Source organism: Prosthecobacter sp., assembly GCF_044236155.1.
GTDB lineage: Bacteria > Verrucomicrobiota > Verrucomicrobiia > Verrucomicrobiales > Verrucomicrobiaceae > Prosthecobacter.
On record NZ_JBIIHA010000016.1, the window covers coordinates 1 to 14,835 of the forward strand.

The 14,835-nt window shown below is 61.9% G+C and carries 14 protein-coding genes; 10 read left to right on the top strand and 4 right to left on the bottom strand.

From position 1 onward, the window contains the following. Positions 1–201: 201 nt before the first annotated feature. The 4 genes from hemB to ACILSE_RS14375 are packed head-to-tail and all read right to left on the bottom strand — an operon-like array spanning position 202 to position 4,967. Positions 202–1,179, bottom strand: a complete 978-nt coding sequence (hemB, locus tag ACILSE_RS14360; RefSeq protein WP_395718097.1) for a porphobilinogen synthase — start codon at positions 1,177–1,179, stop codon at positions 202–204. Positions 1,180–1,228: 49 nt separating this feature from the next. Further along, the gene (locus ACILSE_RS14365) at positions 1,229–3,283 is read right to left on the bottom strand and encodes a prolyl oligopeptidase family serine peptidase (RefSeq protein ID WP_395718098.1); all 2,055 of its coding nucleotides are present in this window, start codon (positions 3,281–3,283) and stop codon (positions 1,229–1,231) included. Positions 3,284–3,306: 23 nt separating this feature from the next. Further along, positions 3,307–4,137: a hypothetical protein gene (locus ACILSE_RS14370; RefSeq protein ID WP_395718099.1), complete on the bottom strand. Its 831-nt coding sequence runs from the start codon at positions 4,135–4,137 to the stop codon at positions 3,307–3,309. After that, a complete protein-coding gene (locus tag ACILSE_RS14375; RefSeq protein WP_395718100.1) occupies positions 4,134–4,967 on the bottom strand; it encodes a hypothetical protein in 834 nt (277 codons plus the stop codon). Before ACILSE_RS14375 ends, ACILSE_RS14370 begins: the two co-directional genes overlap by 4 nt. 150 nt (positions 4,968–5,117) lie before the next feature. Here ACILSE_RS14375 and pseB point away from each other — a divergent pair, with 150 nt between their 5' ends. The 10 genes from pseB to ACILSE_RS14425 are packed head-to-tail and all read left to right on the top strand — an operon-like array spanning position 5,118 to position 14,833. Further along, positions 5,118–6,143: a UDP-N-acetylglucosamine 4,6-dehydratase (inverting) gene (pseB, locus tag ACILSE_RS14380; protein ID WP_395718101.1), complete on the top strand. Its 1,026-nt coding sequence runs from the start codon at positions 5,118–5,120 to the stop codon at positions 6,141–6,143. A gap of 5 nt (positions 6,144–6,148) precedes the next feature. Then, positions 6,149–7,309, top strand: a complete 1,161-nt coding sequence (gene pseC, locus ACILSE_RS14385; protein ID WP_395718102.1) for a UDP-4-amino-4,6-dideoxy-N-acetyl-beta-L-altrosamine transaminase — start codon at positions 6,149–6,151, stop codon at positions 7,307–7,309. Further along, entirely contained in the window at positions 7,309–8,709 is a 1,401-nt protein-coding gene (gene pseG, locus ACILSE_RS14390) for a UDP-2,4-diacetamido-2,4,6-trideoxy-beta-L-altropyranose hydrolase (RefSeq protein ID WP_395718103.1), read from the top strand. The genes pseC and pseG overlap by 1 nt, the downstream gene beginning before the upstream one ends. Continuing rightward, a complete protein-coding gene (pseI, locus tag ACILSE_RS14395; protein ID WP_395718104.1) occupies positions 8,706–9,752 on the top strand; it encodes a pseudaminic acid synthase in 1,047 nt (348 codons plus the stop codon). The genes pseG and pseI overlap by 4 nt, the downstream gene beginning before the upstream one ends. A 7-nt stretch (positions 9,753–9,759) precedes the next feature. Beyond that, a complete protein-coding gene (gene pseF / locus ACILSE_RS14400; RefSeq protein WP_395718105.1) occupies positions 9,760–10,467 on the top strand; it encodes a pseudaminic acid cytidylyltransferase in 708 nt (235 codons plus the stop codon). Positions 10,468–10,507: 40 nt separating this feature from the next. Next, a complete protein-coding gene (locus tag ACILSE_RS14405) occupies positions 10,508–11,050 on the top strand; it encodes a GNAT family N-acetyltransferase (RefSeq protein WP_395718106.1) in 543 nt (180 codons plus the stop codon). Beyond that, the gene (locus ACILSE_RS14410; RefSeq protein ID WP_395718107.1) at positions 11,047–12,174 is read left to right on the top strand and encodes an N-acetyl sugar amidotransferase; all 1,128 of its coding nucleotides are present in this window, start codon (positions 11,047–11,049) and stop codon (positions 12,172–12,174) included. The genes ACILSE_RS14405 and ACILSE_RS14410 overlap by 4 nt, the downstream gene beginning before the upstream one ends. After that, positions 12,171–12,788: an imidazole glycerol phosphate synthase subunit HisH gene (gene hisH / locus ACILSE_RS14415; protein ID WP_395718108.1), complete on the top strand. Its 618-nt coding sequence runs from the start codon at positions 12,171–12,173 to the stop codon at positions 12,786–12,788. Before ACILSE_RS14410 ends, hisH begins: the two co-directional genes overlap by 4 nt. 3 nt (positions 12,789–12,791) lie before the next feature. After that, on the top strand, positions 12,792–13,559 hold the full coding sequence (locus ACILSE_RS14420) for a HisA/HisF-related TIM barrel protein (RefSeq protein ID WP_395718109.1): 768 nt from the start codon (positions 12,792–12,794) through the stop codon (positions 13,557–13,559). Further along, positions 13,556–14,833, top strand: a complete 1,278-nt coding sequence (locus ACILSE_RS14425) for an N-acetyl sugar amidotransferase (RefSeq protein ID WP_395718110.1) — start codon at positions 13,556–13,558, stop codon at positions 14,831–14,833. The genes ACILSE_RS14420 and ACILSE_RS14425 overlap by 4 nt, the downstream gene beginning before the upstream one ends. The last annotated feature ends 2 nt before the right edge of the window (positions 14,834–14,835 follow it).

Sequence of the window (14,835 nt, forward strand, 5' to 3'; positions counted from 1 at the left end):
GCTCTTATAACACGGGCCAGCTTGGGCACCGCCAACTGATAGCTTGGATGTAATTCCATTCTTCTCGCTACACCAGTTGCTCTATCTGTACAATTTTAAAACACGCCCTAGATATTGAGTCGTTTCTGGACTGGTTCTGCTCATACGCAATCACAGCGAGTGCGAGCCCAAACTAGGCGCAGCAGGTTTCGCCCTGCCCTTTTACCCCCGCCAAGCCTTCGCCCACTGCTTCGCGAAATAAGTGAGGATCATGTCGGCACCGGCGCGGCGAATGCCGATGAGGGATTCGTGAACGATCTTCGATTCGTCGAGCCATCCGGCGGCGGAGGCGGATTTGATCATGAGATACTCGCCGCTCACCTGATAGGCGGCGATGGGAAGCTGAGTGGCGGCACGAATTTTCGCGATGATGTCGAGATACGGGCCCGCCGGCTTCACCATGAGGATGTCCGCGCCTTCCGCTTCATCGAGCGCGGCCTCGCGCAGTGCTTCGCGGGCGTTCGCCGGGTCCATCTGATAGGTTTTCTTGTCGCCAGCCTTCGGCGCGGAGTCCAAGGCACCGCGAAACGGGCCGTAGTAGGCGCTGGCATACTTCGCGGTGTAACTCATGATCGAAACGGCCTGAAAACCGGCGGAATCGAGCGCCGCGCGGATCGCCGCCACGCGACCGTCCATCATGTCGCTCGGGGCCACGATGTCCGTGCCCGCACGCGCATGGCAGAGCGCCTGCTGTTGCAGCACGGCCACGGTTTCGTCATTCAAGATGCGTCCGTCGTCCGAGACGAGGCCGTCGTGGCCGTCGCTGTTGTAAGGATCGAGCGCCACGTCGGTGATCACGGTGAGCGTCGGATGCGCGATCTTCAAAGCGCGGATCGCACGCGGCACGAGACCGTCATCCGTGTGGCATGCCTCCGCACCGCGAGTTTTGAGCTCATCCGGGATGCGTGGAAACAGCACCACCGCCGGAACCCCCAGCGCGTGCGCCTCCCCTGCCTCCTGCACGAGTCCGTCGATGCTCCAGCGCGTGCAGCCCGGCATCGAAGCGATCGGCGTGCTCTCCTGCCCTTCCTGAAAAAACAACGGGTAGATCAAATGCCCCGGCGTCAGCTCCGTCTCGCGCACAAGATCGCGCATGGCGGGAGACTGACGATTGCGGCGTGGGCGGATGGGGAGGTTCATGGAATGACGAAGCCAGAATGAACGAATGGCGAATGAATGTCGAAGTGAATCACTCCTTCCGCACCTGCCAGCGATCATCGAAAAAGTCCGCGGCGACGACTTTGCCGGCCGTTTCGGCGTTCGGAGCCTGCGTGATGTCCAAAATGGCCCAATCGGGCAGTTTGGGGTTTTGCAGGGAATTCGTCTTATCGTGGGCCTCGCGGAAGGTGAGTCCGGAATTGATGACGACCTCGAAACCAGGCGATTTCAGTGCCGGATAGGTCAAAACGGGCACGTGCGTGGCTGCATCGAAGCTGTCCTTCGTCTTCATGCCGACCTTCTTCGCGTCCCAAGTGAGCGGCAGGCCACCGAGCACCGCTTTGATGCAGGAATTCGACTCGGGCGTTCCCCAGAGGATGAGGCCCTGCGTTTTGCCCTCGGCGAAGATGTCCTTCACCTCGGAAGCCTTCACGACACGCACATCGCCACGCATGAGGCTGCGCCAGCGGGTGAGGAAGTGCTCCGACTCGGTCTTCACCCAGGCATCGACAGCCTGGGACGAGGATTTGCCATCCGGCAGCACGACGAGGAAGCGTTTCATAAACGCGGTGTCGATCAAACCAGGATGCGAGGTGGGCTTGCCGCCTTCCGGGCCTTCGTGCTGGAAGGGTGTGGCATTGCCAAAATCACGCCACTGGCCGTTTTCTTTGATGAGACGGCAAAGCGAATTCGGCACGCGAGGGCCGGCGCTGAGGAAATTCTCAAACTGCGGCAACTCGGGGCCGACGGCGAGATCGAGCGCGGTGCCATCGACAATGACCTTCACCTTGCCACCGCCGTTACGAGCCTGCGGCGGCGGGTAGAGCACGATGCGGCACACGTTGCTCGTCTTGATCTCGATGGTCTGGCCGTCGAGCACCTTCGCGTCGATGCGGGCGTCCTTCCAGCTCTCGTCGAGCCCATGGAGGTTCACCCACTTCACGCGGCCATAGAGCGGTGTCTTTGTCTGGATGTGAACTTCATCGGGAAAGAGCTCGCGACCTTTCGCGACGGCTTTTTCGATCCAGGCCTGCACTTCCTTGATCGTCTCGGGATGATACTTGTGACCCATGCCAGGGCCGATGAGGTGCGGCGGCTTCAGGCCTTCCTTCGCCAGCACTTCCATCATGTATTCGGCGCTGTCACGCTGCGCATCCTGCTCTCCGCTGTAGCTGATGAGCGGCACGTTGAGGAAATTTCGCGCATAGTCCGGCACATCGTAAAAGCCCCAAAGCGTCTGCTCATACCACGAGGGATATTTGTCCGGCGTGAGCTTCTGATAGCGTTTCACATCGGCGAAACCGGCGCCGGTATGCACGCAGGCCCACTGGTCGGGATAATGTGCGCCGAGATGCCACGCACCCGCGCCGCCCATGCTGAAGCCGGCGATGGCGACGCGGTTCGAGTCGATGTTGAAGCGCTTCATCGCATCATCGCGGCTTTCAAACACATCCACCTCGCCAGCGGACTTCCAGCCGTTGCAGTAGCGGCCGAAGGGATGGATCACGATCGTGCCCGCAGGCTGAAACTGGCCGGGCTTTTTTGCCATGAGACGGCTGTAAACAAAGTTCAGGTCCGTGGCGGTATCACCGCGGCCGTGGAGCCAGATCCACATCGGTGTCGTCTTTGCTTTGAAGTCCAGACCCTCGGGAATTTCGACGCCGTAGGGCTGCGCGGAGTCATCGAGCTTCGAGTAAAATCCGAGCACTTTTTGCCCGCTGCCATCGAGCCAGGGCGTCTGGTTCTTTTTCAGGCCGTCGATGCGCTTCGCGGCCTCGTCGAGCAGCGCGTTCGCTTTCTTGAGGCTGTCTTCGGGCTTCTTGTCATACCATTCGTCGAACTCGAGCGCATAGCGCACGGCTTTGAGGAAGATCTCCGCGTCCGCAGCACGCTCGTGCTTCTTCACCGCGACAAAATCGCCCGTGAGGCTCTTCAAGCGCGCCTCGATGCCTGCCTCCTGATCGACGGAAAGCGCGGCGGTGGGCTTCGGTGGCAGGCTGCCTTTGAAGGACGCGGTGGCACCGTTCGGGCTGAGTTGTGCGTGAGCGACGGTGGCCCAGAGGAGCAAAAGAGGGACGGATTTCATGAGGACACGACTACAACGCGAAATCACACGGCTTTTAACCAGCCAGCATGCGCCCCGGACGGCACCGCAGGCACGCCCTCCGCGCCGCGCAGCAAAATCTCACCGCTTTCCACGCGCCCTCCGAAGACGCCGAACTCCTGGCGCATCAGATGCAGCAGCGTCGTGGGCGAGACCGCGCCCTGCCGGCAAAACAGCAGCACGCCTACCGGCGTGTCAGTCAGCAGCCCGCTGACCGTGCCCAGCAGCGGCCCCAGATCGCGCTCGATCTCGAAAGCAACGCGGTTCGCGTCCTTCGGCGTGAAGGGATCGAGCACGATGAGATCGTGGCGGCTGTTCTGGGCGCGTTCGCGCTGCGCGAACTTCACCGGATCATCCACCACCCAGCGGATGTCGCGGTTCGCCAGCACATTGCCCCCTGCATGCTCGCGGGCGCGTTTAATCGCCTCTGCGGAAACATCCACATGCGCCACCGCCGCCCCGCTTTGTGCGGCAGCGAACGTGAAGCCGCCCGCGCCTCCAAACAGATGCAGCACACGCGCCGGACGGCGCTGCTGCTGCGTGAATGCTGCGCACAACGCCTGCGTGCGCTCCCAATGCTCCCGCAGTTCGGGCGCGAGCGCGCGCAGACTGCCACCGGGAGCGAGTTGAAACCGCACCGGACCGATCTGCACACGCAGCGGCTGCCTCACCGCTTGCTTGAGGTCCACCGACCTCCGCCACTCCGCGCCCGGAAGCTTCCTTTTCCACCACGCCGCATGACACGCGCGCGAGGTGATGATGTCGCCGATTTTCTCCAGCACGCGTCCGCCGCCGCTATCGAGCAGTTCGTGGAGATGGTCCGCAGTGTAGCTCATGAGTTTTTTTCCAGAGGACGCACCACCTCATGCACGCGGCCAGCGGCGAAATGTTTTTCCTCGCGGCTCTTGCGCCAGTCCATGCGGCGCTTGTGAAAGCTGCGCACCATCTTGGAGAACGGGTCCTGTCCTTGCGGAGGAAACGGCCGCCAATTCAGATCCGGCGTGACACCCGTTCTCTTCATGAATTCGATCGCGACTGGCTTCCAGAACCTGCCCTTCACCGCCTCGACGAACGAGATGAGCGGCGGCACGCCCTCACGAAGGTAGTACAAGTCCGGCGAACCGGCGACATTCATCGCGTTCATGACCCTATTGCCGTCCCAGATGCTGTTCCCCGGTTTTGCAAGCTCCAGGAGGAGTTGCCTGGAATAGATGGCCGAGTTGATGCCGGCGATGGGATTCGAGGCGGGAATGCGCCGCAAATCCGTGCTTTCGACCAGCGGCCCATCATCACTCTGGCGTCCTGTTTCGAGATAAACACCATTGCGACTGGCAATCTGGCCCACCACCTCTTCAACACGGCCGGTCAGCACGGGACGGTCAAGAAAGAAGTCATCCAGCAGCATCCAGACATAACGGGCCTGGATCGAGGCCAGAGATGCAGTGATCACACTGCCCCAGTCGGTGTCCCGCCCCACACACAGGCTCAACACGCGAGGATCGTCGTAGCGTTTGAAGTTGGTCACCAGATAGACCGGTGCAGGAGCGTCAGGCCATTGCTGGAAGAAGTAATGGAAGAAGATCGGCCAGAGGTCGCTGTTGCCGTCAAAGCTAGAGATGAGCACCGCCCAGGAACTATCGGTGGTGGCATGGTCGTCGGGGAGCATCTGCCCAATCAAGCGCCGCCCGCGTTACCGCGCAACGCAGAACACGTTCCGCGGGCGTGAAGCATGAATTCCGGGTTGATTACACCACCGCCCCGGACAAACAATCAGCCCGCCGGCAGCCCCCGCCTCCCGGCGTCATCCGTCACCTCGATGTCTCCCGTGCAAGCCCCAAAATCCATTTTGATCACCGGTGGAACCGGTTCCTTTGGCCAGAAATGCATCCGCGCCCTGTTGAAGAATCCGGCGGTCGAGCGCATCGTTGTTTATTCCCGTGACGAGCTCAAGCAGTTCGAGATGGCGCAGAAATTTCAGGACAAGCGCCTGCGCTTTTTCATCGGCGATGTGCGTGACCTCACCCGTCTGACCCACGCCTTGGAAGGCATGGACACAGTTATCCACGCCGCCGCGCTCAAACAGGTGCCCACAGCGGAGTACAACCCCTTCGAGTGCATCAAGACCAACGTGCTCGGAGCACAAAACGTCGTCGAGGCCTGCCTCGCCACGCCCACCGTCACCAATGTCGTCGCCCTGTCGACCGACAAGGCCGCCGCGCCAATCAATCTCTACGGCGCCACAAAGCTCTGCTCCGACAAACTCTTCATCGCTGCCAACAACATCCACGGTAATCGGAATATCCGCTTCTCCGTAGTGCGCTATGGCAATGTCATGGGCTCCCGCGGCTCCGTGATCCCCTTCTTCCTCGACAAGCGCAACACCGGCGTGCTGCCGATCACGGACACCGCGATGACGCGTTTCAACATCACGCTGGAGGAAGGCGTGGCGCTGGTCGAGCACGCGCTGCAGCACGCGCTGGGTGGCGAAATCTTCGTGCCGAAAATCCCCTCTTACCGCATCACCGACGTGGCTGAGGCAATCGGCCCGGATTGTGAAAAACCGGTCATCGGCATCCGCCCCGGAGAAAAAATCCACGAGGAAATGATCACGGAGACTGATTCGCACCAGACAATCGAGACACCCACAAACTACGTCATCGTGCCGATGCTCTACGGCTGCTCCATCAGCGAACTCATGAAGCAATACTCGGCCCACCACGGCGCGAAGCAGGTGGCCGAGGGCTTCCGCTACAGTTCCGGCAATAACACCGAGTGGCTGACTGTCCCGCAGCTCCGCAAGCTCATCCGCGAATTCTGCGATCCCACGTTTGATCTCGTCTGAACCGAGTGAGCCCGCCCGCCCCCATCCCTTACGGCAGGCAGTCGATCGACGATGACGACATCGCCGCCGTCGCCGCCACGCTGAAGTCCGGCTGGATCACGCAAGGTCCGGCGATCGACCGTTTCGAGAAGGCCATGGCCGCTTTTTGCGGCGCAAAGCATGCCGTGGCCGTCTGCAATGCCACCGCCGCTCTGCACATCGGCGCGCTGGCCCTCGGCCTGAAGCCTGGCGAGCGCCTTTGGACCTCGCCCAACACTTTCGTCGCCTCCGCGAATTGCGGACTTTACTGCGGAGCGACGGTGGATTTCGTCGATGTCGACCCGAGAACCTACAACATGAGCGTGGACGCGCTTCGTGTGAAATTGGAGGCCGCTGCAAACAACGGCACGCTGCCGAAAATCATCGTCCCGGTCGATTTCTCCGGCCAAAGCTGCGAAATGGCTGCGATTCGCGCGCTGGCGAAACAGTATGGCTGCAAAATCATGGAGGATGCATCACATGCGGTTGGCGGCGAATACCTCGGCCGGAAAATCGGCGATGGCTCGCATGCTGATCTGACGGTTTTTTCTTTCCATCCGGTCAAGATCATGACCACCGGCGAAGGCGGCATGATTTTGACCAACGACGACGAGCTTTATCAAAAGCTCATCCGCCTGCGCAGCCACGGCATCACACGCGACCCGCGCTTCACGCAGAACACGCCCGACGGCCCGTGGAGCTACGAGCAGGTCGATCTCGGCTTCAATTACCGCATTACCGACATCCAGGCCGCGCTCGGCGAGAACCAGCTCAAGAAGCTGCCGAAATTCCTCACCAGCCGTCGCGCGCTCGCGGCACGCTACGATGAAAAGTTCGCCGGGCTGTCGCTCACCACGCCCTGGCAGCACCCGGACACGCTTTCGGCCTGGCATCTCTACGTCGTCCAAGTGCCGGCAGAAAAACGCCTCGCTATTTTCGAGGGGTTGAAGGCGGCGGGCATCTTCGCGCAGATTCACTATATCCCGGTTCACACCCAGCCTTGGTATCAGGCTCTAGGCTTCAAGCGCGGTGACTTTCCCGAGGCCGAGCGCTACTACTCGCGTGCCATCAGCCTGCCGATGTTCTCCAGCCTCAGTGAAAGCGACCAGGACCGCGTGATCGACGCCCTGCAACGACTCGTCCTGTGATGAGCAAGCCCGGCACGCTCTGCATCCGTGCGGATGCCGGTGAAAAAATCGGTGTCGGCCACGTCATGCGCTGCCTCGCGCTCGCCCAGGCATGGCAGGATCGCGGTGGCGACGTGGTGCTGGCGAGCCAAAACCTGCCCGAAGCATTGCGGCAACGGCTGGCGGCTGAAAACGTCGCGATTCAGAGCGAAATCCCGGCCACCACCGCCTTCGTGGTGTTCGACGGCTATCATTTCAGCGCCGCAGACCACCAGGCTGTCAAACAAGCGGGCCACAAGCTGCTGATCGTCGATGATCTCGCTGATTCGAACCTCTCCGCTGCCGATCTGGTGCTCAATCACAACGCCTATGCCGGGCCGTCGATGTATCCGGGGCGGCGCGGCTTGTATGGCGGCCGGTTCACGCTGCTGCGTCGCGAATTCACCGCGTGCGCGCCGAAAATCATCGTCGAAGGCGTTGCGCAAAGCGTGCTTATCACCATGGGCGGCGGCGATCCGCGCAACGACACGCTCGCCGTGCTGCACCAGCTCGCCGTCGTCACTGGATTGCGCAAAATCGTGCTCGCCGGAGCGGCAAATCCACACGTGGAGTCGCTCCGCGGCATTCCGGGGATCGAACTGCACATCAATCCGCCGGATGTTCCCGCGATCATGCGGCAGGCGGATTTTGCGATCACCGCCGCAGGCAGCACCTGCTGGGAACTCGCTACACTCGGGGTGCCGATGCTCGTCAACGTCATCGCGGACAATCAAGCCGGCATCGCCGCGTTTTTGACCACTCACGACGCCGCGGCAACCTTCACGCCGGATGCGCTTCACGAAATGATCTCGCGGACGGATCTGCGCCAGCGGCTCGCCCGAAACGCCCGCGCGCTTGTGGATGGCAGCGGTGCGGGACGCGTGGCGGAATCATTGATGGCGCATCCACTGTTGTTGCGCCGGGCCGTTCCGGACGACGCGAAACAACTGCACGGCTGGGCCAACGATCCCACCACACGGCAGGCATCGTTTAACACGGAGCCGATTCCATGGGAAACGCATGTCGCGTGGTTCCAGCGACGGCTCGCGGATGAGAACTGCGCGTTTTTCATTGTCGAAGATGGCACCCAGGCCGTGGGAACCGTGCGCTTTGATCGTCGTGAAGCCGCGGTGGCCGAAATTTCATTGAGTCTGGCTCCCGCCGCACGCGGGCGCGGTTTCGGCCCCAAGTTGATCCGCTTCGCGACCTTCACGGTCTTTGACGAAGGCTTCTGTGATGAGGTGCGCGGCCGCGTCAAACATACGAACACACCTTCCCTGCGGGCGTTTGAGCGCGCAGGCTTCGGGAAACGGACGCAGGACACGGAGTCCGTTGAATTCACCGCCACAGCCGCTAGTCTCGCCACCTCCCTGTCCAAATGATGAAGATCGGCAACCATTCCATCGGCCACGGCCATCCCTGCTACATCATCGCCGAGCTGTCCGCGAACCACGGCGGAGACTTTCAGATCGCCGCCGACAGCATTCGCGCCATGAAGGAGTCCGGCGCGGACGCGGTGAAGCTGCAAACCTACACCGCCGACACGCTGACCATCGCCTGTGACAAGCCGCCCTTTAAAATCGGAGGCGGCACGCTCTGGGACGGCAGGACGCTGCACGAGCTTTACCAGGAAGCCTACATGCCCTGGGACTGGCAGCCGAAGTTGATGGCGGTGGCCCGCGAGACCGGCATCGATCTCTTTTCCACCCCCTTTGATGACAGCGCGGTGGTTTTTCTCGAAGGCCTGGACGTGCCCGCTCACAAGATCGCCTCCTTTGAAATGACGGATCACGGCCTGCTGCGCAGAGTCGCTGCCACGGGCAAACCAATCATCATGTCCACCGGCATGGCCTCGCTGGAGGAAATCGAGGAATCGCTCGCAGTGCTCAAATCGGCCGGCAGCGGCCCGGTGGCGTTGCTGAAATGCACCAGCGCCTATCCGGCCGATCCGGCGGAGATGAACCTGCTCACGATTCAAGACATGCGGCGGCGTTTCGGCGTGCCGGTCGGCCTGAGCGACCACACGATGGGCCACACCGTGCCCGTGGCCGCCGTGGCGCTGGGCGCCTGCGTGGTGGAGAAGCATTTCATCCTCGACCGCAAGCAAGGCGGCCCGGACTCGACCTTCAGCATGGAGCCGGCAGAGTTCCGCGCGATGGTGGATGCCATCCGCGTGACCGAGGCCGCGCTGGGCAAGCCGGACAACTATGCGATTTCAAAAAAGGAAGCCAGCAGCAAGGCCTTCCGTCGCTCCCTCTTCGCCGTGCAGGACATTCAGGCCGGTGAAGCCTTCACGAACGAGAACGTGCGCAGCATCCGTCCCGGCCACGGGCTGCCGCCGCGTGAGCTCGGGCGTGTTTTGCGCTGCAAAGCCGCCACCGCCATCGAGCGCGGCACGCCCTTGGCTGAATCTCATCTTTCCTGATCCTCCCATGTCCCAAGCCCAACCGACACTCTGCATCATTCCAGCCCGCGGCGGCTCCAAACGCATCCCGCGCAAAAACATCCGCCCGTTTCTCGGACGTCCGATCATCGCCTATGCCATTGACGCGGCGAAGGAGTCCGGCTGCTTCGACGAGATCATGGTTTCGACCGATGACGAAGAGATCGCCGCCATCGCGCGGGAACACGGCGCGTCGGTACCGTTCATGCGCTCGAAGGAAACCGCGGATGATCATTCCAACTTCACCGACGCGCTGGCGGAGGTGCTGCGCTGCTATGAGGCGCGTGGAAAGGTCTTTGAATACTGCTGCTGCATCTTCCCGACCGCCGCACTGACGAAAGCGGCGCATCTCAAAGAAGGCTGGGAGAAGCTGCAGGCCGACCCTGCTCTCTACGCCGTGGTGCCGGTGCTGCAGTTTGGCTACCCGGTCCAGCGTGCCCTCAAAATCCACGAGACGCGCCTGCACATGTTCCAGCCGGAAAACTACTTCGTGCGATCGCAGGACATGGAAAAGGCCTACCATGACGCCGGTCAGTGGTATTGGATGCGCGCGGACAAGATTTCCGGCCAGTTGCGCCTGCTGGCCCCTACCTCGGCCCCGGTGGTGATTTCGGAGATGGACGCGCAGGACATCGACAACGAGGTGGACTGGCTGCTGGCGGAGGTGAAGCATCAGACCCGCTCCCAGGCACGCTGAATCTTGCAACCGCCGTGGTTCCGGCGGATACTCCAACCACATGTCCCGATTTTTGGAAACTCCCCGCCTGATCTTCCGCCCGCTGACGGCGGCGGACGCGGACGGGCCGTATCCCGGCTGGTTCAACGATGCGGAGACCTGCGCGGGCAACAGCCATCACGTTTATCCCTACACGCGCGAGCAGGCGCTCGAATACATCGCCTCTGTGCGCGGCAGCAAAAGCAGCCTGGTGCTGGCGGTCACTCTCAAAGAAGACGGTCGTCACGTCGGCAATGTCTCCTTGCAGCAGATTCATCCCATTCATCGCAGCGCGGAGCTGGCCATCCTCATCGGTGACGCGGCATGCCGGGGCAAAGGCATCGGTCTAGAAGCGAGCGAAGCAATCATTCGGCACGGCTTTCGAACGCTGAACCTCCGGCGTGTCAGCTTTGGCACCTTTGAGGACAATTCAGGCATGCGCGGCATCGCAGCGAAGCTCGGTTTTCAACAGGAAGGTGTTTTGCGGCAGGCCGTGTTCAAAAACGGCCGTTACGTCGATGTCATCCTCTATGGCCTGCTGGCCGAGTCCTTCAACGCGCGATGATCTACTGCCGCTCCTGCCTGCAACCTGACACGCGGCCCAACACGCGCTTTGACGACGCGGGCGTCTGCCCCGCGTGCCGCTATTATGATACGCTCGCGGATGTGGACTGGGAGGAGCGCCGCGCGGAGCTGGACACGATCATCAAGAACTTCGGCCGTCGCACGAAGGACGGCTACGACTGCATCATCGGTGTCAGCGGCGGCAAGGACAGCACACGGCAGGCGCTGTTCATCAAAGAAGTACTCGGCCTCAATCCGCTGCTCGTGTGTGTCGGCTATCCGCCGGAGCAGGTGTCACGACGCGGCGTAAACAACATCTCCGCGCTGATCTACCAGGGCTTCGACACGCTCATCGTCAATCCCGCGCCGGAATCCTGGCGCAAGCTGATGCGCCACAGTTTTTTGATGTTTCAGAACTGGTGTAAGTCCACCGAGATGGCGCTGTTCTCCGGCGTGCCGCGCACCGCGATCGCCTATCAGATTCCGCTCATCATCTGGGGGGAAAATCCAGCGCTGCAGCTCGGCGATCTCGGCACCGCGGGCCGCGCCGGCTGGGATGGTAACAACCTGCGCTACATGAACACGCTGGCCGGCGGTGACATCTCATGGATGGAGAAGGTCGTGCCCGCCACGCATCTGCTGCCGTATCGTTATCCGCATCCGCAGGAGTTCGACCAGCATCAGATTCAGATCATCTACCTCGGCTATTTCTGGAAAGAGTGGTCGCTGCTCGAAAACGGCCAGTTTTCCACGCTCCGCGGCCTGGACATTCGCGACGAGCCGCCCTCCGACATCGGCGACCCGCACGGCGTCACCTCGCTGGACGAAGACTGGGTGGGCATGAACCAGATGATCAAATATTTTAAGTTCGGCTTCGGCCGCATCACCGATTATGTGAACGAGGATCTGCGCCGCGGCCGCCTCACACGCGAGCAGGGCATTGATCTCGTGGAGCGTTACGACGGCTGCTGCTCGGACGCATACATCGCCTCGTTCTGCGATTTCATCGGCATCACCGTCGAGGAATTCTGGAGCATCATCAGCACCTGTGTGAATCCGAAGCTATTCGAGCGCACCGGGCCGCGAAGCTGGCAGAGAAAATTCAAAGTGGGGGTGGGGCTGTGAAACTACGCGCCGCCATCATCGACTACGGCGTGGGCAATGTCGGCAGCGTGTCGCAGGCGCTGCTGCGCGCCGGGGTGAAGCCGCGCATCACCTGCTCCGCGCAGGACATCGCGCGCGCAGATTTTCTCGTGCTGCCCGGCGTGGGCGAGTTTTCCACTGCGATGAACGCGTTGAACGGCGCCGGCATCACCGAGGCGCTGCGCACCGCTATCCGCGAGGAGGAGAAGCCCGTGCTCGGCATCTGTCTGGGCATGCAGTTGTTCGCCGCCACCTCCGAGGAATCTCCCGGCGTGCAGGGGCTCGACCTGCTGGAAGGCGCGGTAAAACGTCTGCCTGCCGGTGAAGGCACCGTGCCCAACACCGGCTGGATGGACGTGCAGGCCACGAACCGCAGCGGCATCGACGGCTGCTACTATTTCTCCCACAGCTACTACTACGACAGTCCGCCCGACCAGGTCATCGCGCTGACCGCCGGCCAGCGGCGCTTCCCTGCCTGCCTGCGTTGGAAGAATATCATCGGCTGCCAGTTTCATCCCGAAAAAAGCCAGACCAGCGGCGAGCACTTCCTGGACTGGTTTCTCCATGGTGTGCGCTCCCGTCATCCCCTGCCCTGACTCATGGCCCTGCGACGCATCATCGGCTCCATCTTCACCCGCGGTCCGCTGGCCGTGCAGAGCATCGCGTTCAAACGCCATCTGCCCATCGGTGATCCCGTGGTCATCGCCGAGGCCTTTGACCGCTGGCAGGCGGACGAGATCGTGCTGGCCGACATCACCGCCTCCGCCGAGGGCCGTCTTGTCTCGAAGGAACTCATCACGCGTGCCACCCAATATCTCCGCACGCCACTGACGGTCGGTGGCGGCATTCAGACCATCGAGCAGGTGGAAGACCTGCTGCGCAGCGGCGCGGATCGTGTCTTCATCAACACCACGGCCCGAAAGAACGACAAGTTCGTGGGAGAAGCGGCCCGTTTCTTCGGCTCGCAGTGCATTGTCGCATGGATAGATGTGCTCGCGGTTGATGACACGCTTCGCGTTTACGATCATCTCACGCGCTCCACCCTCGACACGCCCCTGGAGAGCTGGATGCGCGAGCTGGAGCAGCGAGGCATCGGCGAAATCATCCTGCATGCCGTGCATGCCGACGGTCAGATGCAGGGCTTCGACCTCGGACTTGCCGCTTATGCGGCCGACGTGGCCGTTCCTGTCATCATCAGCGGCGGCGCGGGAAACACAGGCCATTTTGCGACGGTCTTCCGCGCCAGCGAGGTCGCCGGCGCCTGCGCGGGCAATCTTTTCTCCCACAGCGAGTGCGCCATCACCACCGTGAAGCGTGGCGTGCTCGCCACCACGCCAGCCATCCGCTCCCTGCATTCCGCCGCATGAACCCGCTTCACCGCCAGCCGCCCCGCGCCTGTGCGCGCTGCCTTTACACCACCTGGCATCCTCTGGGCCTCGTGCTGGATGAGGAAGGTGTGTGCTCCGGCTGCCGCGTACATGAGGAAAAGCAGACCTTCGACTGGGAGCGGCGCTGGAAGGCGCTTGAAACTCTGGTGGAGCCGTATCGCTCCAAGAACGGCCAGAACTATGACTGCATCGTGCCCGTCAGCGGCGCGCGTGATTCCTTCTTCATCGTCCACACCGTCAAACAGCTCGGTCTCAATCCGCTGCTCGTCACTTACAACAAGCTCTACAACACCGACCTCGGCATCCGCAACCTTGCGCGGCTGCGCACCGTGTTCGACGCGGACATCCTCACCTTCACCGCGAACCCCGACACCGTGCGCAGGATCACCCGCGCCACGCTGCGCCGTCTAGGCAGCATCTACTGGCACTGCCTCGCCGGACAGACGGTGTTTCCCGTGCAGACCGCCGTGCGTTTTCAGATCCCGCTCATCATCTGGGGCGCGCATCAGGGGCTCGACCAGGTCGGCATGTTCTCGCACGAACATCAGGTCGAAATGACCCGCCGCTACCGCAAGGATCACGATCTCATGGGCCTGGAGGCCGAGGACCTTGTGAGCGAGTTCGACCACATCCTGCCGCGCGACGTGCTGCCGTGGACCTACCCCTCGTATGATGAGTTGCAACGTGTCGGCGTGCGAGGCATCTACCTCGGCAACTTCATCCCGTGGGACACCCGTCGCCAGCATGAGCAGATGCTTGCCGCGTACGGTTATGAGAGCGCGGCACAGACGCGCACCTTCGACCTCTACAACGACGTGGACTGCTTCAACTACTCTGACGTGCATGACCACCTCAAGTTCTTGAAACACGGCTACGGCAAGGCCACCGACCACGCCGTGCGCGAGCTACGGTGGGGCCGCCTCAGCCGCGCGGAGGCCGCGCAAACCGCCCGCGAATGGCAGAATCATCCGCCACAGCACCTCGACGCCTTCCTCGACTGGCTCGGCATCACCCGGAGTTCCTTCCAGTGGATCACCGACCAGCATCGCAGCCCCGCCTTATGGCAGCGCGACACGAACTGGCAGTGGCAACAGCAAATCGATCTCCTCGACCTGCCGGTTTCCGCCAAGCAGCAGCAGAAGCAAGCGCTACCTTCTTCCCACAATCTCGCCCACATCACCACGCCGTCGAAACGCCCCGACTACTCCGACGATCATTATATCTGCATCGGCAAAGGCACGCCATGTCGCTGAAT

Coding starts and splice junctions, on each gene's coding strand:
- ACILSE_RS14365 (WP_395718098.1), bottom strand. CDS start 3,283: ATGAAATCCGTCCCTCTTTTGCTCCTCTGGGCCACCGTCGCTCACGCA.
- ACILSE_RS14425 (WP_395718110.1), top strand. CDS start 13,556: ATGAACCCGCTTCACCGCCAGCCGCCCCGCGCCTGTGCGCGCTGCCTT.
- ACILSE_RS14375 (WP_395718100.1), bottom strand. CDS start 4,967: ATGCTCCCCGACGACCATGCCACCACCGATAGTTCCTGGGCGGTGCTC.
- ACILSE_RS14405 (WP_395718106.1), top strand. CDS start 10,508: ATGTCCCGATTTTTGGAAACTCCCCGCCTGATCTTCCGCCCGCTGACG.
- ACILSE_RS14410 (WP_395718107.1), top strand. CDS start 11,047: ATGATCTACTGCCGCTCCTGCCTGCAACCTGACACGCGGCCCAACACG.
- pseG (WP_395718103.1), top strand. CDS start 7,309: ATGAGCAAGCCCGGCACGCTCTGCATCCGTGCGGATGCCGGTGAAAAA.
- hemB (WP_395718097.1), bottom strand. CDS start 1,179: ATGAACCTCCCCATCCGCCCACGCCGCAATCGTCAGTCTCCCGCCATG.
- pseB (WP_395718101.1), top strand. CDS start 5,118: ATGTCTCCCGTGCAAGCCCCAAAATCCATTTTGATCACCGGTGGAACC.
- ACILSE_RS14370 (WP_395718099.1), bottom strand. CDS start 4,137: ATGAGCTACACTGCGGACCATCTCCACGAACTGCTCGATAGCGGCGGC.
- pseI (WP_395718104.1), top strand. CDS start 8,706: ATGATGAAGATCGGCAACCATTCCATCGGCCACGGCCATCCCTGCTAC.
- ACILSE_RS14420 (WP_395718109.1), top strand. CDS start 12,792: ATGGCCCTGCGACGCATCATCGGCTCCATCTTCACCCGCGGTCCGCTG.
- pseF (WP_395718105.1), top strand. CDS start 9,760: ATGTCCCAAGCCCAACCGACACTCTGCATCATTCCAGCCCGCGGCGGC.